This window comes from Chitinibacter tainanensis DSM 15459, assembly GCF_000429785.1.
GTDB classification, from domain to species: Bacteria; Pseudomonadota; Gammaproteobacteria; order Burkholderiales; family Chitinibacteraceae; genus Chitinibacter; species Chitinibacter tainanensis.
The window spans coordinates 1-22,215 of record NZ_KE386952.1; the positions used below are offsets into that span (position 1 = coordinate 1).

Consider the following 22,215-nt stretch of genomic DNA (forward strand, 5'->3'; position numbering starts at 1 on the left):
ATCGATACGTTGTCACCTGGCATAACCATTTCAGTGCCTTCTGGCAGAGAAATCGCGCCAGTTACGTCCGTAGTACGGAAGTAGAACTGAGGACGGTAGTTGCTGAAGAATGGAGTGTGACGACCACCCTCTTCTTTAGACAATACGTAGATCTCAGAAGTGAACTTGGTGTGCGGAGTGATTGAGCCTGGTTTAGACAGAACTTGACCACGCTGAACTTCTTCACGCTTCGTTCCACGCAGCAGCGCGCCAATGTTGTCACCTGCTTGACCTTGGTCCAGCAGCTTACGGAACATCTCAACACCAGTACAAGTGGTCTTGATAGTTGGAACGATACCAACGATCTCGATCTCTTCACCTACTTTGATGATACCGCGCTCAACACGACCAGTAACTACAGTACCACGACCAGAGATCGAGAATACGTCCTCAACTGGCATCAGGAAGGTACCATCCACTGCGCGCTCTGGCAGAGGAATGTAAGTATCCAGGGCTTCAGCCAAGCGGAAGATAGCTGGCTCGCCGTACTCACCTTGATCGCCTTCCAGCGCTGAACGAGCTGAACCAACGATGATTGGAGTGTCATCACCTGGGAAGTCATATTTAGACAGCAGGTCACGAACTTCCATCTCAACCAGTTCCAACAACTCAGCGTCGTCAACCAGGTCAGCTTTGTTCATGAATACGATGATGTATGGTACGCCAACCTGACGAGACAACAGGATGTGCTCGCGAGTTTGTGGCATAGGACCATCAGCAGCAGATACAACCAGAATCGCGCCATCCATCTGAGCCGCACCGGTAATCATGTTTTTCACATAATCCGCGTGACCTGGACAATCTACGTGAGCGTAGTGGCGAGTTTCAGTTTCGTATTCAACGTGAGCGGTATTAATGGTAATACCACGTGCTTTTTCTTCAGGAGCGCTATCGATCTGTGAGTAGTCTTTAGCTTCGCCACCGAATTTGCGAGTCAGTACAGTCGTGATCGCAGCAGTCAGAGTGGTTTTACCGTGGTCAACGTGACCAATGGTACCTACGTTAACGTGCGGCTTGGTCCGCGTAAACTTTTCCTTAGCCATCGCTTTATTTCCTTCTCGAGAACTTGAAATAACAGATTAATGACGCATTGAAATGAATGGTGCTGATGGGGGGAATTGAACCCCCGACCTCTCCCTTACCAAGGGAGTGCTCTACCCCTGAGCTACATCAGCATTTAATCATTGGAGCGGGTGAAGGGAATCGAACCCTCGTCGTAAGCTTGGAAGGCTTCTGCTCTACCATTGAGCTACACCCGCGGCTTAATACTCAATTCGTTCTATCACACCCGCTTAGGGGGCAACTGGTGGGGAGGGAAGGATTCGAACCTTCGAAGGCTAAGCCGCCGGAGTTACAGTCCGGACCCGTTGACCGCTTGGGTAACCTCCCCGTCAAGAGCCACGCATTATGGAGATGAACTTTGCCGTCGTCAAACAGATTTTTCATCTCCACCCTCAGTTTTTGAATAAATACTTATTTTGCTTGGTAATTTAGTTGCCGCGCGCACTGCCGCGGCTGCATACCAGCCACATCAGCCCCCCAATCACGATCATTGGCAAGCTCAACCACTGCCCCATGGAGAAGTTCATATACAGCAAGCCCAGGAAGTCATCTGGCTCACGCGCAAACTCAGCCACAAAGCGGAATACGCCATACCCTAACAGGAATAGCGCCGAAATCTGGCCGGTTTTCCGCGGCTTGCTTGAGAACCACCACAAAATAGCAAACAGCAGCATACCTTCCAAAGCAAACTGATACAGCTGCGACGGATGACGCGGCAAACCATCGTGCGCCTGCGGGAAGACCATCGCCCACGGCATGGTGGCATCGGTTACGCGCCCCCACAATTCGCCATTAATGAAATTACCCAGCCGGCCCGCCGCCAAACCCAGCGGCACCAGCGGCGCAATAAAGTCAGTCACCTGCAAAAAGCTGCGCCCGGTTTTACGGCCAAATAGATACATCGCCACCAATACGCCGAGAAAACCGCCATGAAAGGCCATGCCACCTTCCCACAGCTTAAAAATGCTCAGCGGATGCTGCAGATAAAAATCAAATTTGTAGAAGAACACGTACCCTAAACGTCCACCAAGGATCACCCCTAACACACCGTAAAACAGCAGATCATCCATTTCCGCTACATGCCAGCCCGGCGGGTTGCCATTGCGAATCCGCATCCGCCCCAGCAACAAAAAGAGCACAAAGCCCACCAGATACATCAGACCGTACCAATGAATACCCACTGGCCCCAAGTGAATGGCCACCGGATCAAACTGCGGATGAGTCAACATCAAAATCTTCCTATTCGGGATATGGCAGCGATTATATGCGCAGAGCGCCCTTGCTGCGCAGCATTGCGGCAAACCAGTATTTACAGTCGCCGCCTAACGTCCACACCAGCATGCCTGATTTTCGTTACAATGGCCGCTCAGTTATTTCACTGATAGAGATTGATCATGCCTGCTTATCGTTCCCGCACCACCACCCACGGCCGCAATATGGCCGGTGCTCGCGCCCTGTGGCGTGCCACCGGCATGAAAGACGGCGATTTTGGCAAACCGATTATCGCCATTGCCAACTCATTCACCCAATTCGTACCCGGGCATGTGCATTTACACAATCTGGGTCAGTTGGTGGCACGTGAGATCGAAAAAGCAGGCGGTATTGCCAAAGAATTCAACACCATTGCGGTGGATGACGGTATCGCCATGGGTCATGGCGGCATGCTGTATTCACTACCAAGCCGTGATCTGATTGCCGACTCGGTGGAATACATGGTGAACGCCCACTGTGCCGACGCGCTAGTGTGCATCTCCAATTGCGACAAGATCACCCCAGGGATGCTGATGGCCGCCCTGCGCCTGAATATTCCGGTGATTTTTGTTTCTGGCGGCCCAATGGAAGCCGGCAAGGTGAATTGGCAAGGCGAAGTGCGCAAACTCGATCTGGTAGATGCCATGGTGGAAGCCGCCAACCCGAACGTCTCTGACGACGAAGTGGCCGCCGTTGAACGCAGCGCCTGCCCGACCTGTGGCTCTTGCTCCGGCATGTTCACCGCCAACTCGATGAACTGCTTGACGGAAGCCTTGGGCCTGTCTTTGCCTGGCAATGGCTCGCTGCTCGCCACCCACGGCGATCGCAAGCAACTTTTCCTGCAGGCGGGTCGCACCATCGTCGAGCTGGCCAAACGCTATTACGAAGGCGAAGACAGCAGCGTATTGCCACGCAATATCGCCACCTTCGAAGCTTTCGAAAACGCCATTGCACTCGATATCGCCATGGGCGGCTCCACCAACACTGTCTTGCACCTACTAGCGGCCGCCAATGAAGCCGGCGTGAACTTCACCATGCAGGATATCGACCGGATGAGCCGGAAAGTGCCATGCCTATCTAAAGTGGCCCCAGCCACTCAGAAATACCACATGGAAGACGTGCACCGTGCAGGCGGGGTAATCGGGATTTTGGCCGAACTGGATCGCGCCGGACTCATTCATCGCGATGTACCGACCGTTCACGCCAGCAGCATGGGCGCCAGCATTGATCAGTGGGACATCGTTAAAAACAGCCCGGATAGCCTCGCACACCTGCTCTACCGTGCCGCGCCAGGCGGCGTACCGACCACCATCGCCTTCAGCCAGAGCATGCGCTGGCCAGAGCTCGATCTGGATCGCGCCAACGGCTGTATCCGCAACAAAGAAAACGCCTACTCGCAAGACGGCGGGATCGCCGTGCTGTACGGCAATATCGCTGAGCGCGGTTGTATTGTAAAAACCGCCGGAGTGGATGAATCCATCCTCAAATTTACCGGTCGCGTCCGGATTTTCGAATCGCAAGACGACGCCGTTGCCGGCATTCTGGACGATCAAGTAGTGGCCGGTGATGTGGTACTGATTCGTTACGAAGGCCCCAAAGGCGGCCCGGGTATGCAGGAAATGCTCTACCCTACCTCCTACCTGAAATCAAAAGGCTTGGGCAAAGCCTGCGCACTGCTGACTGATGGTCGCTTCTCGGGGGGTACATCCGGCTTGTCGATCGGCCACGTTTCACCTGAAGCCGCCGAGGGTGGCGCGATTGGTCTAGCTAAAGAAGGCGACCAACTGGAAATCGATATTCCAAACCGCACCATCAATTTGCTGGTCAGCACCGAAGAGCTCGCTGCCCGCCGCGCCGAAATGGAAAGCCGTGGCAGCAAAGCCTGGCAACCTGAACAGCGCGAACGTTTCGTCAGCGCGGCCTTGCGCGCCTACGCCGCAATGACGACTTCGGCCGATACAGGCGCGATTCGCGATGTGAGCCAAGTGGAGCGCAAAAAGTAAGTCAATTTGACTGTTACAAAAAGCGGCCTGCGGGCCGCTTTTTTATTGTTGGGTATATCTCTATAGGTATTAATCAATAAGACCTGCAGGGCAATACCCCCCATCCCGACCAATGGCATTGAGTTTATTTGCCTCCTGCCGATACAGGCCATTATCCAGCCCAGCAGGAGCGCATCATGCAAGCCCTCGACAGCAGCCGCTTTAACCCCAGCACATTACTGCCAGGCTGGGCAGCCCCAACAACTAATACCCGCCACAGCCAGCAACCCTCCGCCCTCAGCCAACACAATCAGCAGCTGGGCCGCGACACCAGTCAAGCTGCGCAAGCCATGCTCGGCCAGCTGGCCGGCCAATTATTTGGTCAGCAAGACTTCAAAATCGAATGGGATGAGGTAAGCCTTGCCGCTGCCACCACGGCCGGTGCAGCAGCGAGCGTCAGCAGCAATGGCGCCCAGCAAACCAGCAGCGCCGCCTTTCTTTTGCGCGAAGAGAGTCAATTCAAGGGGCGCGGCACCATTAGCACTGCCGATGGCCGCCAATTTGAGTTTGAATTTGAACTTAGCTTTAGTCGCGAACAAACTGCAGCATTTAGCTCGCAAACCAACGCGGCGGCCCCCACCAGCGAGCGTGAGCCAGCCCAAACGCGCAGTGACGCCACCCCACTAAGTTTGCAGTTTGGCGGCCTCGCCGATGAGTTACTACAGCAGCTCAGCCCAGAGCCGGTGGGGCAAGCCCTTAAAATCAATGATCAACCCGCCCAGCTACTGGTTAAGCTGCTGAATTTACCCGCTGGCGAACGGTTTCTGGATTGGCAAGGCCAGCGGCAAGGGCTCGATACCCAAGCCTAAATGCAAACAGGGGCTAGCCAGCCCCTGTTTTCCTGCCCTTCGATTGCAGTATTTATTTGCCGATGGCGGCGGTATCGATCAGATCTTCCAGCAAGCGCAAAACCGCGTCGCCGCTCATTTCAAACGGGGTAAATTCGGCCCGCGCCGAATACTTGAGCAACAGGGCCGCATTGACCTTGGCCAAATTCACCTGCCCCATGGTCCAATCAGAGAAACGCCGCTCATTGATCTCGGCAAAGTGCAGCAATTCCACCTGCCCATGCCGCGGATCACGCCCGATGATGTTATACAGCGAAGATACAGCCGCGCGGCTGCCTTCCAGCACCTGCACAAAAGTGCCACCGCTATAGCAAAGTACGCCGGTGATGCCGATGGCCGGATTATTTTGCCGCGAGCTACGCAGGATTGAATCCAGCAACTCGGTATTCATCGCGCCAGCTGCACGGCTGGCATAAATCAAGCGCACCAACATACCCATCCTCACTTAACGTTTATTGTTAATCAGCGACAAGAATTCCAGCCGCAAGTGCGTATCTTTCAGGAATACGCCGCGCATCACGCTATTGATCATTTTTGAGTCACTGTCTTTCACACCACGCCAGTGCATGCAGAAATGATCAGCTTCCATCACAATCGCCAGGCCATCTGGATTCACCTTGCTCTGCAAGAGATCGGCCATCTGGGTCACGGCTTCTTCCTGAATCTGTGGCCGTGACATCACCCATTCAGCCAACCGCGCATATTTTGACAGGCCGATCAAGTTGGAATGTTGATTTGGCAGAATACCGATCCACAATTTTCCGATAATTGGGCACAAATGATGCGAGCATGCGCTGCGCACAGTGATCGGGCCAACGATCATCAGTTCATTCAGATGCTCGACATTCGGAAACTCGGTCACCGCGGGCTGCTTCACATAGCGACCACGGAAAACCTCATTCAGATACATCTTGGCCACCCGACGGGCGGTGTCTTGGGTGTTGTGATCGTTATCGGTATCGATCACTAGGCTATTGAGCACTTCTACCATCTTGCTTTGCACTTCGGCCAGCAATTCGCTCATTTCGCCTTCTTCGATAAAGTCAGCGATATTGTCATTCGCATGAAAGCGGCGGTCGGCCTGCAGCAGGCGGTAGCGAATACGCTGCGAAACAGGCGTCGCAGCCACGGCGGTCGAATCTGATTTGCTCACCATCACATCCTTGAGATTAGGGCCTGGCTCAACCAGTATATACCCAGAAACAAAAAAGGCTACTGACGAGTAGCCTATCACAAAGCCTGCGCCTTGCTCAGTGAAAATTTTTTGTCGCGCCCAATGGCTGGGCGAAAAAAAACCCGCTCAGCAGAGCGGGTTTTAAAATTGGGTGGTGGCCAATCGCGGAATCGAACCACGGACACGCGGATTTTCAATCCGCTGCTCTACCAACTGAGCTAATTGGCCACTTTTCTACGCAGCTTGCTGCGAGAAGCGGAATTAAACACTAGCTACGCCCTAGCGTCAAACCTTTTTGGCGCTTAATTATTTAGAGTATTGTTTTGGCAGTGCTTTTAATTGCGAACCAAGCCGCGCTTTGGTGGTCGTATTGAAGACTTTCAACCAATAATGGATCAGCGCATATGGAATTACTTTGGTGGGGTATTGCGCTCGGCTGCATGCTGCTGGGCTTGGCTGGGATTATTTTGCCGCTACTGCCCTCAACGCCACTGATCTTTGCCGGCATGCTGATTTTAGCTTGGCATGGTGATTTTCAACTGGTGGGCGGCTGGACGCTGGCCGTACTAGCTGGGCTAATGCTGATCGCCAGCGCGCTGGATTATCTGGCCGGCGCACTGGGCGCCAAAATGGCCGGCGCCAGCCGCAGTGCCGTGTTAGGCGCCACCATAGGCGCAGTCCTCGGAGTTTTTGCTGGCCCAATCGGGCTGATTTTCGGGCCGCTAGTGGGTGCGACGGCGGGCGAACTCTATGCTGGCCGGGCGGCTTGGCAGGCCGGCAAGGTGGGGATCGCCAGCTGGCTAGGCACCATGCTGGGCAATTTGGCCAAATTACTGCTGGCTTTGCTGATGCTCGGGATTTTTTGGGCGGCATACTTTATCTAGCCGCAAACAATTTTAAGGGGTATCGCTTGATACCCCTTAAATAGAAAGATTTACACAGCCATACCTACCTGAAGTATTCGCGCGAGATCCAGCGTCTAGCCCAAAAAAAGCCACCTAAGCCGATCCCCAGCACCGCCATCAGCGCCAGCACCGCCCAATAGCCATAACGCCATTTCAACTCGGGCATGTACTCAAAATTCATCCCATATATCCCGGCAATCAGCGTGAGCGGGCTGAAAATAATGGTAAACACGGTCAGCGTGCGCATTTGCGCATTCATCTGCTGCGACTGCAACGCCAGATAGCTATCCTGCAGGCCAGAAATCACCTCGCGCAGCGCCTCCACACTCTCGATCAGCTGCACCGTATGGTCGTACACATCACGCAAATACAGCTGCGTTTCGTCGTGGAAGAAGTCAGCCTCATCCCGCTGCAGGATATTAATCACCTCGCGCAACGGCCACAGCCCACGCTTTAGCGCCTGCAGCGAGCGCCGATGCTGCTGGATTTCCTGCATTTGCCGCGGATGTAGCCCCTCGTTGATCTCGTCTTCCAGCTCATCGATCCGCTCGCCCAGCTGCTCCAGCACGGCAAAATATCGGTCAACGAGCTTGTCCAGTAGCGCATAGACCAGATAATCAGCGCCAAATTTACGCACTTGCGACTCGGTATTGCGCAATAACTCACGAATTGCGGTAAAGGTGCCGGTGGGTTTTTCCTGAAAGGTGAGCACAAAATCACGCCCCAGTATGATGCTGATCTGTTCGGAGCAAATCAGGTCATCTTCATCCAGCGCCACCATGCGCGCGGTGATATACAAATACCCCGGGTATTGCTCGACCTTGGGCCGCTGCTGGGTATTAAGGATGTCTTCCAGCACCAAGGGGTGCAGCCGGAAACGTTGGCCAATAAGCTGCAGCAGCGACACATCCTGCAAGCCATGTAGATTCAGCCAGAAGGTGTCATAGGTCGGCTTAAATTCACGCCCTTGCTCAAGACTAGTGAACTGAGTGGTCAGAAATTCGCTGTCTTGTCGGCCATATTCGATCAGGGTGGCCAAAGTCGGCTGTGCCTCTTGCTGGCCCACATATTGCAATGTACCGGGCGCAGCGCCGGCTTTACTGGCCTTTAGGGTGGCTTTTAATCGCCGGCGATGGTGTGCAGTGACAGGGTCACGCCGATGTTTTCCCATGCCATTTTTTCCTCATTCAGTGCCAGCGCCGTGAGGGGGTGGGCTAGCAACCACTCTTCATCAATGGTCAAGGTGTATGACTCGTTTTGCCGCAGCAACTCGAGCGTCGGTAGCACTTCATCCAGCCGCGAGCGATACATAATCACCGCCAGCCGCAGAGCCAGGATTGCATCCCAATCGGCCTGGGTCAGCGTTTCACCATCGAGCTTGGTCAGCCGGCCGGCATGGGCCAGCACCAAGCGCGATAACCACAACTGCTCGCGGCGCGAAAAGCCCGGCATATCGGCATGCTGCAAAATATACGCCGAATGCTTGTGATAGCTGGCATGGGCAATCGAGCGCCCCACTTCATGCAGATTGGCGGCCATATGCAAATGCCGGGCCAGAATGGCATCGGCCGGCACCGCTTCGCCTCGCAATGATTCAAACAACTGCATGGCCAGCGCCGCAACCCGGTTGGCCTGCTCGCCATCGGCGTGATAGCGCCGCTGGAAAAAATCTACGGTGCGATTGCGCACATCATATTGGGTTTGCCGCTGCATCAAGTCATACAGCACGCCATCACGCAGCGCACCGTAGGTGATATTCATGCGCTCGATGCCGAGCATATCGAAAGCGGCCTGCATAATGGCAAAGCCGCCGGCCAGAACCGGGCGCCGATCATCGCGTACGCCATTGAGCTGAATGCGATCGATATGGCCCGCTTCCAGCATCAACTGCCGTAGCTGCGCCATCCCCGCCCGCGTGATACCTAGGGGGGACATATCGTTCAACTCAAGGATATCCGCCAGCGAGCGGGCAGTACCCGAGGTACCAATCGCGCGCTGCCATTCGCTGGTATGAAAATCGGGCACCAGCGGCAGAAACGCCCCACGGGCGGCCAGCTCGGCAGCTTCAAGCCGCTCGCGGGTAATCACACCATCGGGAAAATAGCGCATGCTCCAGCCCACGCAGCCCAGCTGTAGGCTTTCGGTGCGAAAGGATTTGTATTGGCTGCCAATAATCAGCTCGGTCGAACCGCCGCCGATATCCACTACCAGCCGGCGCTCACGGGTACTGGGCAGGCTATGCGCGGCGCCGAGATAAATCAGCCGCGCTTCTTCACGGCCAGCGATAATTTCAATCGGGTAGCCCAGTGCAGCCTCCGCCGCAGGAACAAACTGGGCGGCATTGCGCGCCACGCGGAAAGTATTGGTGGCCACGGCCCGCACACATTGCGGCGGCAGGCCTTCTAGGCGCTCGCCAAAGCGGGTGAGCGCGGCAATCAGCTCGGCGATTGCTTCTTCACTCAGGCAGCCATGGGCATCGAGCCCCGCGCCAAGGCGAACGGTTTCTTTCAGGGAATCCAGCGGAAATAGCGAGCCCTCGACCACCCGGGCCACTTGCAGGCGAAAACTGTTCGAGCCTAGATCAACAGCAGCGATGATCGTATTGTCGCTCATCCGGCGGGTACTCCATGCACTGTAAGGTCACGTTCAATAAGTGCGTCAATGTACCGTAACTCGGACAAAAAACCTATGAAAAAATGGGGCAATACAATTGCCCCATTTTTTGTTAGCACCCGCCTTACCTCGGCTTAGCTCTTGGCGATTTCTTCCACTTCGGCCAGCGGTTTGTGACGCACGTCGCGGCCTTTCACCAGATAGACCACATGCTCGGCAATGCTCACCGCCAGATCACCAATACGCTCGGTGGCTTTGGCGATCCACAGGATATCCAGCGTCAGCGAAATCGAGCGTGGATCTTCCATCATCACGGTGATCAGTTGGCGCTGCAGGGCGCGGTATTCCTGATCCAGCTGATTATCCGCGCCAATCACGTCAGCAGCCGAGCCCGCATCCAGACGGGCAAACGCATCCAGCGCGCGCGTCAGCATTTCCAGCGCCTGATTGGCAATGTGGTTTACATCGCTGAATTTGGGCACTTGCATCTTGCCACTTTCGAAGATGTTTTTCGCGCGCAGACAGATTTTGTGCGCTTTGTCGCCGATGCTTTCGAGGTCTTCAACCGATTTGATCACGGTCATAACCAGACGCAGATCAGAAGCCGCAGGCTGGCGGCGGGCGATCATGTGTACACACATATCGTCCAGCTCAACGTGCATGGCGTTAACTTTGGTTTCTTGCTCAATCACTTGGTTGATGACGGCCAGATCACCCGTCGCCAATGCGCGCATCGACAGGCGGACCTGCTCCTCAACCAGACCGGCCATCGCCATTACATGCGAGCGAATAGCATTCAGGTCCGCATCGAATTGCGAGGAAATATGTTGAGATTCAGCCATCCGCATTACTCCAAATTAGTTGATCAGCGCACCATAACAGCAATTCGTTACAGAATTGTTGCATCTCTTGCCGCGTTGCCACGGCAAGTTCGCTTCATTTTACTGCTTGTGGGCTTTACTTGATGGTTTTCACGCCATTCGCGGTACCCAGCAGCAACACATCGGCGCGGCGTTGGGCAAAAATCCCGTTCGTGACCACCCCAACGATCTGGTTCAGCTTGCCTTCCAGCTCGCTCGCCTGTGTGATCTTCAGACCATGCACATCCAGAATAATATTGCCGTTATCGGTCACTACGCCTTCACGGTAAGCCGGATGGCCACCCAGTTTCACAATCTCACGCGCCACATGTGAGCGCGCCATCGGGATGACTTCTACCGGCAGCGGGAAAGTACCCAGCACATCCACCAGTTTGGATTCATCCGCGATACAAATAAACTGCTCGGCCACGGCGGCGACGATTTTCTCGCGCGTCAGTGCGGCGCCGCCACCTTTGATCATTTGCAGCTGATGGTTGATTTCGTCAGCGCCATCCACATACACCGGTAGCTGATCGATGGTGTTGAGGTCATACACCGGAATACCGTGCGATTTCAGGCGCGCTACGCTGGCTTCGGATGAAGAAACGGCGCCTTTGATGCGACCTTTGATGCCGGCCAGCGCATCAATAAAATAGTTGGCGGTAGAGCCGGTGCCCACCCCCACAATGCAATCATCCGGGACATAAGCGATCGCCGCGCGACCAACCGCTTCTTTCAATTCATTCTGAGTCATGGCAGCTCCTAGGCAGAGGGCAGATTATAGCGTGCAGACCAGCAGGATACATGGTTGCCCGCACCGCCGTATTGTCCGCCAAGCCGGCCGTGGCCATTTTGCCGCGCATCAAGAAGCACACGAATGCGGCGCAGCAATACCTAAGCAGGTATCAAGCCCTAGACCAATAAAACGAAGGCGCTCGAGGCTATACCCTCAAAGGGTCGCCAAATACGCGCGAATCCCATCCAGCAACATCTGCACGGCAATCGCGGTGAGGATCAAGCCCATCAACCGCTCAAAAGCCGTCGTGACCCGCTCGCCCAACACCAGCGAGATTTTCTCGGCAAAGGCCAGCGTTAAGGCACACACCAGCATAGTCAGCGCCAGCGCCGCCACCCATACCCAAAAACGCCCTGGGTCGCGCGATACCAGCAGCAATACCGTAGCCAAGGCCGACGGCCCCGCTAGCAGCGGAATCGCCAGCGGCACAATATACGGCTCGCCGCCCTGCTGATCGCCAAACACGCCTTCCGGGTGCGGGAACACCATGCGCAGGGCGATTAAGAACAGAATCACCCCACCGGCGATACCCAAAGACGTTTGCGACAGGTGCATTACTTCCAGAAACTGCCGGCCAAACACCATAAACAGCAGCAGCACGATAAACGCGACGCTCACTTCGCGGATAATCATCCGCCAGCGCCGCTCGCGCGGCACTTGCTTTAGCAGCGAAACAAACAGCGGAATGCCACCCAGCGGGTCGGTCACCAGCAGCAGCAGAATAAAAGCAGAAAGAAAAGTTGGGCTATCCATGCCGACAGTCTAATCAGCGCGGCATGACAGTCCAATACGGGATATCAGCCAGCCACTTGGGCCTGCAGCCAGCGGATGCGGCTTTGTGCTTGCCGTGCCTGAATTTGCCGCAGATACGCTGGCGAGATGCTGGCCGCCGCACCCTGCTGCGGCGCCAGCAGCACTGCGTAATACGGCAAGGCCGCCTCGTGCTGCCCCTGCTGTTTATACCAAGCGACCAAACCCGTGGCGCAGCGCTGCATCAGTGCCTGCATCTGCGCGCCGCTGGCCAGACCAAAGGCGCTGCTCAGGGTTTCACCCGCGCTAGGGTCATCCAGCAGCAAAAGTAGCTCGCCCAAGGCGGTGAGTGCATGCGCTTTGCCCCACAGATTGTCATTGCGATCGCTGAGCATATAGGCTGTTTCCAGCTCAGCACGAGCTTGCGCATAGTGTTGTTGCCGCGTGTGGACGAGCCCGCGGTAATACACTACTTCGGCCGACCAGATGGCATTGGTGACGGTACTTTGCAGCAGTTTTTCTGCCTCGGCGATGCATTGCAGGGTGTAGTTATAGCGGCCCAAGCGGTAGGCATCGCTGGCCACGTTCAACAGCGCCTCACCTTTGCGCTGGTCATCGTTTAACAGCCGCGCCAGCTCTAGCGCCAGCTCGTTAAAGGCCAATGCCGAGGGTATATCGTTGAACCCTATGTAAACCTGCCCCACTCCGAGATATACCCTACAGATCAAGCCCCGATCACTGAGTTTGCGTGCCAGCTGCAGAGCATTCGACCATTGGTCTAAGGCTTTCTGCGGCTCCCCCGCCAATAGATAAGACATCCCCAGCAAAATGCTGGCGTCGCATTCTTCGGCGGCCATGCCCAGCTGGCGAAAGCCCTCCATGCCGGCGGCAAAAGCCATCTGTGCCTTGGCGTGCTCGCTAATGTGTTGCCAAGCATGGCCCTGAATCAGGCAGGCAATCGCGGCCAACTCAGGCTGGCCTTCGGTGCTTTGCATTAACTGCAGCGCGATATAGGTTGAAGGCGGCCGCCCACAAGCCGAATCCTGCAAAATGGTTTGCAGCTCGAGTTTTTGCTGGGGGTATTCGTGCGCAGCTTGCATCAGACTTCTCCATCCCAGCAAATCTGGTTGCGCTGTTCGCGCTGCGCCAAAAACAGCGCCAGATTCGCGCGCAACTGCAAAATATCGCGTGCTTCACCGCGCTGATGAAACGCCGCCCCGGCGCTGAGGTGCAAAGGCTCGGGCAGGTAGAGCATATCCAGCGCCTGCACCGCGCTTTGCAGTCGGGCATAAAATTGTTCGATCGCCGTGCGGCTGGCATTGGCAGCTAAAAGATCAAATGCCCCGGCCCCACTGGCGACCAAGATCCAGTCGGCCGGGCAAGCTTCTTGCGCCACCCGCGCCACTTGGTGGTAACACACCAGCGCATTATCTTTGCCGAGCACCTCGCTAATGCTGGCAAAGAGATCAATCCCCAGACTCACATGGCAAAGCATGCCCCCCTCTTCCACCGCGGCGTGCAGATCATGCCAGCGCATGGCCAGATAGCGCGGGTTATACAGGCCGGTAATTTCATCACGAAAACCCGAGGCTTCAAGCTGCTGCACTTGCTGATGCTGTACCGCGTTTTTCTCGCGCAAGAGCTCGATTTCGATTTCGCTGGTCATCTGCCGCAGCTTATATTCCACCAGCGATAGTCGGCGTGGTTTGGCTGGCGTGGGTTTGCTCACCGGGCAGGCCAGTGCACGCTCGAAGTGCTGCACTGCCTCTTGCCGCTGGCCCAATCGCTCACACGCTTGCCCAAGCAGCAACCACATTTCGCGCTGCGCCTGCTGTCCCAGTAAGGCCACATGGCCGCTGGCGCGGGCGATCACCTGCTGCAAACGCGCCGCGCTCACCTGCCCATCCCGCCCATATAGCTGCAATAAATGCAACCCGGCCACGGCCACGGCCAGTGGATCGGTATCTAGCGCCTGCATGGCGGTCTCCAGGCTTTGCTCGGCGCCACGATCGTCAGCCAGACCCAACTGCAATTCGGCGTACTGCATCAGTAGTTCACCATCCTGCGCCCATTCTGCCGTCGGTGGTTGGGCGTAGTGCTGGGCGAGTTTGGGCTCACGCTGGGCCAGCAAATCCAGCCCCAGCTGAATGCGGGCATGAGCTAGCCAGTAGGGGGTGGCGAGTTGTTCCTGCAAGAGCTGCTGGTGCATCAACAACGCCTGCGCGGGCTGACCAGCCCGACGCAAGGCAGCGCCCAGCCAGCACCAAAACGGCGCTTCGTCCGCTGGGGCGCTGACGCCATTGAGGCCACGCAGCCAAACCCGCACGGCGCTATTGAGCTGATCTTGGCGGAAAAACTGCAGACCCTGCTGCAGGCTTTGCTGTACTGTCACTGCCCTATCCCGAAAATTGGCCGTAAAAAAACCCCGCGAGCGGGGTTTTGACGGTTGCTGCTTGGCTTACCACTCGCCCAGATAGGCCAGTATACCCTCAGCAGCGTTACGGCCTTCATAAATCGCACGCACCACGAGATCGGCACCACGCACCTGATCGCCGCCGGCGAAGATTTTCGGATTGCTAGTCTGGTGTTTGAACGCTTGCTGCTCTGGCGCCACGGTGCGGCCCCAATCATCGGTTTTCACGTTTTGCGCGGCAAACCAGCTTTCAGCTTCAGCCTGGAAACCAAAGGCTACGATCACGTGATCACAATTGATCACACGCTCAGAACCTGTCACCAGCTCAGGACGACGACGGCCTTTCTCATCCGGCGCACCCAGTTGGGTTGAAACCAGAGTCAGCGCCAGGCTGCCATCGGCATTTTGCTCGATTTTCACTGGCTGGCTATTCCACTGGAATTCCACGCCCTCTTCTTTGGCATTGGCCACTTCGCGTTTCGAGCCCGGCATGTTTTCTTCGTCACGACGGTAAGCACAGATCACGCTAGCGGCGCCTTGGCGAATTGAAGTGCGGTTACAGTCCATCGCTGTATCGCCACCACCCAGCACCACCACGCGCTTGCCTTGCATCGACTGGAACGCTTCGCCATCCAGCGTGCCCATGGTGTTACGCACGTTGTTGATCAGGAATGGCAACGCTTCCAGTACGCCGGGCAGGCTTTCACCTTCAAAGCCGCCTTTCATGTACTTGTAGGCGCCCATGCCCATAAATACCGCATCGTAGTTGGCCAGCAACTCGTCGATGGTTACATCTGTGCCGATTTCGGTTTTCAGCCGAAATTCAACACCCATCGCTTCCATAATCTTGCGACGGGTTACGATGACTTCTTTTTCCAGCTTGAATTCAGGGATACCGAACGTCAGCAGACCACCGATTTCTTCGTAGCGATCAAATACGACAGGTTGAACGCCATTGCGGACCAGCACGTCAGCACATGCCAAACCAGCAGGGCCCGCACCAATGACGGCGACTTTCTTGTCGGTTTTAATCACGCCCGACATATCAGGGCGCCAGCCGGCTTTGAAGGCTTCGTCGGTAATGTATTTTTCCACCGAGCCAATCGACACCGCGCCAAAACCACCTTGGTTCAGCGTACACGCGCCTTCGCACAGGCGATCTTGCGGGCAGACGCGGCCGGTAATTTCTGGCAGCGAGTTGGTTTTGTGGCTCAGCTCAGCCGCTTCAAACAGCTTGCCTTCATCCACCAGTTGCAGCCAGTGGGGAATATGGTTGTGCACCGGGCACTCCCACGAGCAGTACGGGTTACCACAGGACAGACAGCGGCCAGCCTGCTCGCCCGCCGCGCTTTTATCCAGCGGGCTGTAGATTTCTTTGAAAATGAATTTACGCTTTTCCACCGCCACTTTTTCGCCGGGGTTGCGCGCTACATTCAGAAACTGAAACACATCAGACATGGGTATAAACCTCAATGCAAGGTAGATCATGCGTTAGCGGGCAATACCCTACAGACCTACCTTTGAACTCGTCTGGTGCAGCACCCTTGCGCTGCACCGCACACATTAGTCTTTCAACAGCGCATCCAGCTTGGCGACTTTCGGTTTCACCAGCCAGAAGTAATCCACGGCTTCATCGAAGTTGGCCAGCAGCTCGGCCGCTTTCGCCGAACCAGTCAGCTCTGCGTGCGCCTTGATCTTGTCTTTCAGGAAGGCTCGGATCGCGCCGTACGCTTCGCCATTGATCAGATTGGTATCGATCAGCTCGTTGTTGTAGCGATAAGCAAACTTCATGTTTGGATCGTAAACCAGCGCAAAACCACCGGTCATACCCGCGCCGAAGTTGTAGCCGGTTTCACCCAGTACCACCACGCAACCGCCGGTCATGTATTCGCAACCGTGATCACCTACGCCTTCGACCACGGCAGTAGCACCCGAGTTGCGTACTGCGAAACGCTCGCCAGCCATACCAGCAGCAAACAGCTCACCACCGGTCGCGCCGTACAGACATGTATTACCAACGATGGTGGCTTCGTGCGATGCAAAATCGCTGCCTTTCGGTGGGTAGATCACGACTTTACCGCCGTTCATGCCTTTGCCCACGTAATCGTTGGCATCGCCTTCCAGCTCCAGCGTCAGGCCTTTCGAGTTCCACACCCCCAGCGACTGACCCGCCGAGCCGTTCAGCTTGATGTGCAGCGCGCCATCGGCCAGACCTGCTGCACCGTGGGCTTTAGCGATCTCGCCGGACAAACGGGCACCAATCGAGCGGTGGATATTGCGCACGTTGTATTCAAAGCGCTGACGGGTGCCGGCTTTGATACCCGCCAAGGCGTCACGCACCATTTCTTCAGCCAACTCGCCTTTATCGAAAGACGGGTTGCTGGCTTCAACGCAGAAGCGTGGCTCGCTTTCTGGCGTGCTACCTTGGCTCAAGAGTGCGCTCAGGGCGAGTTTTTTCTGTTTTTCGGTGGCGCCATCGATCAGTTCCAGAAGTTCGGTGCGACCCACCAGATCTTCAAATTTGCGGATACCCAGTGATGCCATCAGCTCACGGGTTTCTTGCGCGATGAAGGTAAAGTAGTTCACCACCATTTCTGGCAGGCCGATGAAGTACTTGCTACGCAGTTTGATTTCTTGCGTGGCTACGCCGGTCGCGCAGTTGTTCAAGTGACAAATCCGCAGGAATTTACAACCCAGCGCCACCATTGGGCCAGTACCAAAGCCGAAGCTCTCTGCACCCATGATTGCCGCTTTCACCACGTCCAGACCGGTTTTCAGACCGCCATCAGCCTGCACGCGAACGCGGCCACGCAGACCATTGGCACGCAATACTTGCTGTGCTTCGGTCAGACCCAGCTCGAATGGCGAACCGGCGTATTTCACAGAAGCTAATGGAGAAGCCGCAGTACCACCGTCGTAACCGGAAATCGTAATCAGATCGGCATACGCTTTCGCTACACCGGCCGCAATCGTACCCACGCCAGGCTCGGCCACCAGTTTCACCGATACCAGCGCTTCTGGGTTAACCTGTTTCAAGTCGAAAATCAGCTGCGCCAAATCTTCGATCGAGTAGATATCGTGGTGCGGTGGTGGCGAAATCAGGCTGATGCCTGGTTTGCTGTGACGCAGTTTTGCGATCAGTGGCGATACTTTATCGCCCGGCAGCTGACCACCTTCACCCGGCTTAGCACCCTGGGCGACTTTAATCTGCAGCACTTCAGCATTCACGAGGTAGTGCGGCGTTACACCGAAACGACCTGAGGCTACCTGCTTGATTTTCGACATTTTCGGCGTGCCGTAGCGAGCTTCATCCTCACCACCTTCACCCGAGTTCGAGCGCGCGCCCAAACGGTGCATGCCTTCGGCCAAGGCTTCGTGCGCTTCAGGGCTTAACGCACCCAGCGACATACCGGCTGAGTCAAAGCGCTTCACGATGCTTTCCAGCGGCTCAACTTCGTCAAGGCTAATGGCTTTGGCTGGATCCAGTTTCAGCGCCATCAGGTCACGCAGCATGGCTACTGGGCGTTTGTTCACCAGTTCAGCGTATTGCTTGTAGGCTTTGTAGTCGCCGTTTTGCACGGCCTTTTGCAGCGCCATTACCACGTCTGGGTTGTAGGCGTGGTATTCCTCGCCGAACACATACTTCAGCAGACCGCCCTGCGCCAGTGGACGCATCGGGTTGAAGGCCAGCTTGTTCAGTTTGGCCAGATCTTCTTGGAAATCGGCAAAGCCCGCGCCAGAGATGCGAGAAACCGTACCGGTCAGGCACAGGTCGATCACTTCTTCACCAATCCCCACGCCTTCAAACAGCTGTGAGCCGCGATAAGAGGCGATGGTCGAAATACCCATCTTCGACAGGATCTTCATCAGACCCTTGTTGATCCCTTTGCGGAAGTTATTGGCGGCTTTTTCCAGCGAATGCTCGATTTGGCCCAGCTCGATCAATTCTTTGATGGTCTGGTACGCCAGATAGGGCACGACCGCCGTCGCACCGTAACCGATCAGACACGCAAAGTGGTGCGGGTCGCGAGTGGTTGCGGTTTCGGCAATGATATTGGTTTTGCAGCGCAGGCCAGCGTTGATCAGCGCATGATGCACGGCGCCCACGGCAAACAGCGCCGGAATCGGCAGACGGCCTTTGGCGATGTTCTTGTCAGACAGCACCACAATCACGGTGCCATCGTTGCGCACGCTCGCCAGTACATCGGCTTGCAATTGCTCAACTGCGGCTTTCAGCGTGGTGCTCGCGCCATCAAAGCTCAGATCAAAGCGGGCAGCTTTGAAGTCGGCATCGGCTTGCGACACGATAGCGTCGAATTTGTCGGTCGACAGTACCGGTGAAGTGACTTCCAGACGCTTGGCGTGGCTTGGGCCATCTTCAAACAGATTGCGCTCGGGGCCGAAACAGGTGTTCAGCGACATCACGATCGCTTCGCGAATCGGATCGATCGGTGGGTTGGTGACCTGTGCAAATTGTTGGCGCAGGTAATCAAATGGTGAGCGTACTTTCTGGCTCAACACCGCCATCGGGGTGTCATCGCCCATCGAGCCAATGGCTTCCTGACCATCCGAGGCCAGTACGCGCAGAATCTGGTCGCGCTCTTCAAACGTTAGCTGGAATTGTTTTTGGTAGGTCAACAGTGTTGCCTTATCCATTTCTTCCAGTGGTTTATTGTCTTCGGCCATTTCCAGATGGATGGCGTGTTCTTTCAGCCATGCGCGGTAAGGTTGTGCACCTTTCAGGCCGTTATCGATGGTTTCGGTATCGATAAATTCGCCGGTTTTCAGGTTCACCGCCACGATCTGGCCCGGTTTAACGCGGCCTTTTTTGGCCACTTCTTCCGGTTTGTAACCCCATACACCGATTTCTGAGGCGATGGTGATATGGCGATCTTTGGTGATCACATAACGCGCTGGGCGCAGGCCATTACGGTCAAGCGCACAACCGGCGTAGTCGCCAGCGGCCCAAACGATGCCGGCCGGGCCATCCCATGGCTCCATATGCAGCGAGTTGTATTCGTAGAACGCACGTAAATCACGGTCGTTCGAATCCACGTTTTGCCAAGCCGGTGGCACCAGCAGGCGGAAGGCGCGGAAGACATCTACGCCGCCCAGCACCAGGCTTTCCAGCATATTATCCAGACTCATCGAGTCTGAACCGTTGGTTTGGACGATAGGGCGGATCGCATCCATGTCCAGCTGTTCGCTGTGCATGATGGCTTCACGCGCTTTGGCCCAGGCGCGGTTACCGGTCAGGGTATTGATCTCGCCGTTGTGCGCGAGGAAACGGAATGGCTGCGCCAGTTTCCATTGTGGCCAGGTATTAGTCGAGAAACGCTGGTGATATACCGCCAGGCTCGAGGCAAAACGCTCGTCTTTCAGATCGAGGTAGAACACTGGCAGATTATCGGGGGTAACCAAACCCTTGTACGACAGCACGTACGGATTCAGGGTTGGAATATAAAAATCTTTGTCGTTGGCGTTGGCTTTTTCGGCAATACGGCGGGCTTGGTACAGCTTGCGGGCAAAGTCGAGTTCGGACAGACCGGCTGGGGCGTTCACGAAAATCTGTTTGATCGAAGGCAGCGAGGCCATTGCGGCTTCACCCAGCGCATCCAGATTCACAGGTACGTCACGAATGCCGGCTACACTCAGGCCTTGGCCTTCGACTGCGGCTTGCAGATTTGCCAGTGACTGAGCACAGGTATCTTTATCCAAGCCAGCAAATACGAGGCCGGCAGTGAATTGCTCCGCCAGGGTATAGCCATTGTCGGCGGCCACGGCTTGCAAAAAGCCAGTGGGTTTGCGGAACAACAGACCGCAGCCATCGCCAGACTTGCCATCGGCCGCCACAGCGCCGCGGTGGGTCAAACAGGCCAGAGAATTAATCGCAGTCGATACCAGCCAATGCGACGGTTTATCATCCATCTGCGCGATCAAACCGAAGCCGCAGCTATCTTGCTCGAACTGCGGGCGGTACAGCGTGCCTTCCAACCAGCTTTGTCTATCCATCACAACGGAACCCTTAAGCCAAAAAAACAAACGCACTAGGGATTGACCCTAGTCAAGAGAAAGGGCTTGATTCTAGCTTTTAAGGGTGCTAAACGCAACCCAAACCAATTGGCACTGGACAATCGGGAAAAACCCTGAAACTACGCCATCTGGGTATTTTTCACTTTGTCAGCCTGAGTTCAAATCCGATTCAAGCCCTCGTCAATTGCCCACGGCCGCCGCCGGCAAAATGAACAAAGCTTATGCTGCCGGCGAGGAAAAACTTCGTACACTAAGCGCCCACACCTTTTCCCGCCGGAGACCATCATGCGTCAAGATGATCATCAGCTGCGCTTTCTGACCGAACATTTGCTGAACTCGGGGTTTAAAGACATCGGCGAGCGCGAACGCAATGCCCTGCTGCGCATTTCGCGCCGCCTGCAAGCCAATCGGGGGGATGAGCGTATCCCGGTCGAAGGGGTGACCTTTGGCGAGCGACTGGCCGACCGGGTGGCCGAATTCGGCGGCTCTTGGACTTTTATCCTGCTCTTTGCCTCTTTTTTGCTCGGCTGGGCGGTGCTCAATACCGACATCCTGCGCGCGCAGGCTTTCGACCCCTACCCGTATGTGTTTTTAAATCTGATTTTGTCGATGCTGGCCGCGATCCAGGCGCCGATCATCATGATGTCGCAAAACCGCCAGGCTGCCCGCGATCGGCTCACCATGCTGCGCGATTTTGAGGTCAACCTGAAGGCCGAAGCTGCGCTGCAAGCGCTAAATCAGCGGGTAGATCACCTTAGCTGGCAAATCCTGGCCGATCTGCACGAACTAAAAACGCAAGGTCAATCCAGCGCGACGGGCGCACGCGCCATGCCAGATGACGTCGCAGCGGCCCAACCCAAGCAGGATGAGCTCAAGCCGAGCGCGGCTTAGTGGGCTTGCCGGCCGGCGCCGGCGCGGCGGCTCCTTCCTTATTACTACGTGGGCGGACGGTCAGCGTTTTCTTCGCCGCGGTGGCTGGTTGTTCGCCAGCAGCTGCGGGTGCAGCCTTCATTTGCGCAACCTTCGCCTGTCTGGCTCTTGGCGAACCTGTTAGCCGCGCTGGCACCGGACGTGCAGCAGCAGTGGTCGCTGGCCCCGCCAAACCACGCTGATGCGCCGCATCGCTGCGCTCAATCGCAATGGCGATCAGGTAATGTACTAAATCTCGATCGTGGCCGATCACCGCCACACAAGCCTGGCGCAGCCGCTCAATCAACTTGGGCTCTGGTGAGTCGATCACCCGTTTGTAGCGGTTGTATTTAAACTGAGCATCCCCGACGATGGCTTCCAGTTGGCGCAGGCGCTCAGGCTGATTATGCCGCAGGCGATACAGCTTACTTTTTGCCGCCACTTTACGCTCATGGTCGGGCCGCAAAATCACCAGCCAATCGGCGGGCGCGGCAGGGGTGGCTTGATCGCTCATACTGAA

18 protein-coding genes and 4 tRNA genes are annotated in these 22,215 nt (G+C 56.0%); 4 read left to right on the top strand and 18 right to left on the bottom strand.

Annotated features, from left to right (window positions below):
- From tuf to lgt, 5 genes are all read right to left on the bottom strand, one after another.
- On the bottom strand, positions 1 to 1,082 hold a 1,082-nt coding region (gene tuf / locus G482_RS0112340), incomplete at its 3' end, for an elongation factor Tu (RefSeq protein ID WP_028450285.1).
- A 57-nt stretch (positions 1,083 to 1,139) separates the two neighbouring features.
- Positions 1,140 to 1,214 (bottom strand) — tRNA-Thr (locus G482_RS0112345).
- Between the two features lie 10 nt (positions 1,215 to 1,224).
- A tRNA-Gly gene (locus G482_RS0112350) sits at positions 1,225 to 1,298 on the bottom strand.
- 45 nt (positions 1,299 to 1,343) lie between these two features.
- Positions 1,344 to 1,429, bottom strand: a tRNA-Tyr gene (locus G482_RS0112355).
- Positions 1,430 to 1,529: 100 nt separating this feature from the next.
- Positions 1,530 to 2,330: a prolipoprotein diacylglyceryl transferase gene (gene lgt / locus G482_RS0112360; protein ID WP_028450286.1), complete on the bottom strand. Its 801-nt coding sequence runs from the start codon at positions 2,328 to 2,330 to the stop codon at positions 1,530 to 1,532.
- Positions 2,331 to 2,495: 165 nt separating this feature from the next.
- Between lgt and ilvD the strand changes: the two genes are divergently transcribed.
- Together ilvD and G482_RS0112370 are read left to right on the top strand one after the other, a co-directional pair.
- On the top strand, positions 2,496 to 4,355 hold the full coding sequence (ilvD, locus tag G482_RS0112365) for a dihydroxy-acid dehydratase (protein ID WP_028450287.1): 1,860 nt from the start codon (positions 2,496 to 2,498) through the stop codon (positions 4,353 to 4,355).
- Positions 4,356 to 4,531: 176 nt separating this feature from the next.
- Entirely contained in the window at positions 4,532 to 5,203 is a 672-nt protein-coding gene (locus G482_RS0112370) for a hypothetical protein (protein WP_028450288.1), read from the top strand.
- A gap of 52 nt (positions 5,204 to 5,255) precedes the next feature.
- Here G482_RS0112370 and G482_RS0112375 read toward each other — a convergent pair whose 3' ends face one another.
- The 3 genes from G482_RS0112375 to G482_RS0112390 form a co-directional block, all read right to left on the bottom strand.
- Positions 5,256 to 5,675 carry a BLUF domain-containing protein gene (locus G482_RS0112375; RefSeq protein ID WP_028450289.1) on the bottom strand — a complete coding sequence of 140 codons (420 nt, stop codon included), beginning with the start codon at positions 5,673 to 5,675 and terminating at the stop codon, positions 5,256 to 5,258.
- A 12-nt stretch (positions 5,676 to 5,687) separates the two neighbouring features.
- A complete protein-coding gene (gene folE / locus G482_RS0112380) occupies positions 5,688 to 6,395 on the bottom strand; it encodes a GTP cyclohydrolase I (RefSeq protein ID WP_231550552.1) in 708 nt (235 codons plus the stop codon).
- Positions 6,396 to 6,568: 173 nt separating this feature from the next.
- Positions 6,569 to 6,644: transfer RNA gene (locus G482_RS0112390), tRNA-Phe, on the bottom strand.
- A gap of 176 nt (positions 6,645 to 6,820) precedes the next feature.
- Between G482_RS0112390 and G482_RS0112395 the strand changes: the two genes are divergently transcribed.
- The gene (locus G482_RS0112395) at positions 6,821 to 7,300 is read left to right on the top strand and encodes a DUF456 domain-containing protein (protein WP_028450291.1); all 480 of its coding nucleotides are present in this window, start codon (positions 6,821 to 6,823) and stop codon (positions 7,298 to 7,300) included.
- Between the two features lie 64 nt (positions 7,301 to 7,364).
- On the opposite strand, the gene corA is transcribed toward G482_RS0112395, so the two are convergent.
- From corA to gltB, 9 genes are all read right to left on the bottom strand, one after another.
- Entirely contained in the window at positions 7,365 to 8,492 is a 1,128-nt protein-coding gene (gene corA, locus G482_RS0112400; RefSeq protein WP_028450292.1) for a magnesium/cobalt transporter CorA, read from the bottom strand.
- Entirely contained in the window at positions 8,441 to 9,934 is a 1,494-nt protein-coding gene (gene ppx / locus G482_RS0112405) for an exopolyphosphatase (protein ID WP_028450293.1), read from the bottom strand. The genes corA and ppx overlap by 52 nt, the downstream gene beginning before the upstream one ends.
- Before the next feature lie 134 nt (positions 9,935 to 10,068).
- On the bottom strand, positions 10,069 to 10,776 hold the full coding sequence (gene phoU / locus G482_RS0112410; protein ID WP_028450294.1) for a phosphate signaling complex protein PhoU: 708 nt from the start codon (positions 10,774 to 10,776) through the stop codon (positions 10,069 to 10,071).
- Positions 10,777 to 10,891: 115 nt separating this feature from the next.
- Positions 10,892 to 11,548, bottom strand: a complete 657-nt coding sequence (rpiA, locus tag G482_RS0112415) for a ribose-5-phosphate isomerase RpiA (protein WP_028450295.1) — start codon at positions 11,546 to 11,548, stop codon at positions 10,892 to 10,894.
- A 195-nt stretch (positions 11,549 to 11,743) separates the two neighbouring features.
- Positions 11,744 to 12,343 carry a MarC family protein gene (locus G482_RS0112425; RefSeq protein WP_028450296.1) on the bottom strand — a complete coding sequence of 200 codons (600 nt, stop codon included), beginning with the start codon at positions 12,341 to 12,343 and terminating at the stop codon, positions 11,744 to 11,746.
- Between the two features lie 44 nt (positions 12,344 to 12,387).
- Positions 12,388 to 13,440 carry a tetratricopeptide repeat protein gene (locus G482_RS0112430; RefSeq protein ID WP_028450297.1) on the bottom strand — a complete coding sequence of 351 codons (1,053 nt, stop codon included), beginning with the start codon at positions 13,438 to 13,440 and terminating at the stop codon, positions 12,388 to 12,390.
- Positions 13,440 to 14,732, bottom strand: a complete 1,293-nt coding sequence (locus G482_RS0112435) for a tetratricopeptide repeat-containing diguanylate cyclase (protein WP_028450298.1) — start codon at positions 14,730 to 14,732, stop codon at positions 13,440 to 13,442. Before G482_RS0112435 ends, G482_RS0112430 begins: the two co-directional genes overlap by 1 nt.
- A 66-nt stretch (positions 14,733 to 14,798) precedes the next feature.
- Positions 14,799 to 16,211, bottom strand: a complete 1,413-nt coding sequence (locus tag G482_RS0112440; protein ID WP_028450299.1) for a glutamate synthase small subunit GltD family protein — start codon at positions 16,209 to 16,211, stop codon at positions 14,799 to 14,801.
- 105 nt (positions 16,212 to 16,316) lie between these two features.
- The gene (gltB, locus tag G482_RS0112445) at positions 16,317 to 20,765 is read right to left on the bottom strand and encodes a glutamate synthase large subunit (RefSeq protein WP_028450300.1); all 4,449 of its coding nucleotides are present in this window, start codon (positions 20,763 to 20,765) and stop codon (positions 16,317 to 16,319) included.
- Between the two features lie 306 nt (positions 20,766 to 21,071).
- On the opposite strand from gltB, the gene G482_RS18565 reads away from it, so the two are divergent.
- Positions 21,072 to 21,677, top strand: coding sequence for a DUF1003 domain-containing protein (locus tag G482_RS18565; protein WP_051259000.1), 606 nt, complete (start codon positions 21,072 to 21,074; stop codon positions 21,675 to 21,677).
- Here G482_RS18565 and G482_RS0112455 read toward each other — a convergent pair.
- Positions 21,658 to 22,209, bottom strand: coding sequence for a hypothetical protein (locus G482_RS0112455; protein WP_028450301.1), 552 nt, complete (start codon positions 22,207 to 22,209; stop codon positions 21,658 to 21,660). The genes G482_RS18565 and G482_RS0112455 overlap by 20 nt on opposite strands.
- Positions 22,210 to 22,215: the final 6 nt, after the last annotated feature.

Excerpts from the sequence above, each read along its gene's own strand:
- lgt (WP_028450286.1), bottom strand. The coding sequence starts at position 2,330 with ATGTTGACTCATCCGCAGTTTGATCCGGTGGCCATTCACTTGGGGCCA.
- ilvD (WP_028450287.1), top strand. The coding sequence starts at position 2,496 with ATGCCTGCTTATCGTTCCCGCACCACCACCCACGGCCGCAATATGGCC.
- G482_RS0112370 (WP_028450288.1), top strand. The coding sequence starts at position 4,532 with ATGCAAGCCCTCGACAGCAGCCGCTTTAACCCCAGCACATTACTGCCA.
- G482_RS0112375 (WP_028450289.1), bottom strand. The coding sequence starts at position 5,675 with ATGTTGGTGCGCTTGATTTATGCCAGCCGTGCAGCTGGCGCGATGAAT.
- G482_RS0112395 (WP_028450291.1), top strand. The coding sequence starts at position 6,821 with ATGGAATTACTTTGGTGGGGTATTGCGCTCGGCTGCATGCTGCTGGGC.
- corA (WP_028450292.1), bottom strand. The coding sequence starts at position 8,492 with ATGGGAAAACATCGGCGTGACCCTGTCACTGCACACCATCGCCGGCGA.
- ppx (WP_028450293.1), bottom strand. The coding sequence starts at position 9,934 with ATGAGCGACAATACGATCATCGCTGCTGTTGATCTAGGCTCGAACAGT.
- phoU (WP_028450294.1), bottom strand. The coding sequence starts at position 10,776 with ATGGCTGAATCTCAACATATTTCCTCGCAATTCGATGCGGACCTGAAT.
- rpiA (WP_028450295.1), bottom strand. The coding sequence starts at position 11,548 with ATGACTCAGAATGAATTGAAAGAAGCGGTTGGTCGCGCGGCGATCGCT.
- G482_RS0112425 (WP_028450296.1), bottom strand. The coding sequence starts at position 12,343 with ATGGATAGCCCAACTTTTCTTTCTGCTTTTATTCTGCTGCTGCTGGTG.
- G482_RS0112430 (WP_028450297.1), bottom strand. The coding sequence starts at position 13,440 with ATGCAAGCTGCGCACGAATACCCCCAGCAAAAACTCGAGCTGCAAACC.
- G482_RS0112440 (WP_028450299.1), bottom strand. The coding sequence starts at position 16,211 with ATGTCTGATGTGTTTCAGTTTCTGAATGTAGCGCGCAACCCCGGCGAA.
- gltB (WP_028450300.1), bottom strand. The coding sequence starts at position 20,765 with ATGGATAGACAAAGCTGGTTGGAAGGCACGCTGTACCGCCCGCAGTTC.
- G482_RS18565 (WP_051259000.1), top strand. The coding sequence starts at position 21,072 with ATGCGTCAAGATGATCATCAGCTGCGCTTTCTGACCGAACATTTGCTG.
- G482_RS0112455 (WP_028450301.1), bottom strand. The coding sequence starts at position 22,209 with ATGAGCGATCAAGCCACCCCTGCCGCGCCCGCCGATTGGCTGGTGATT.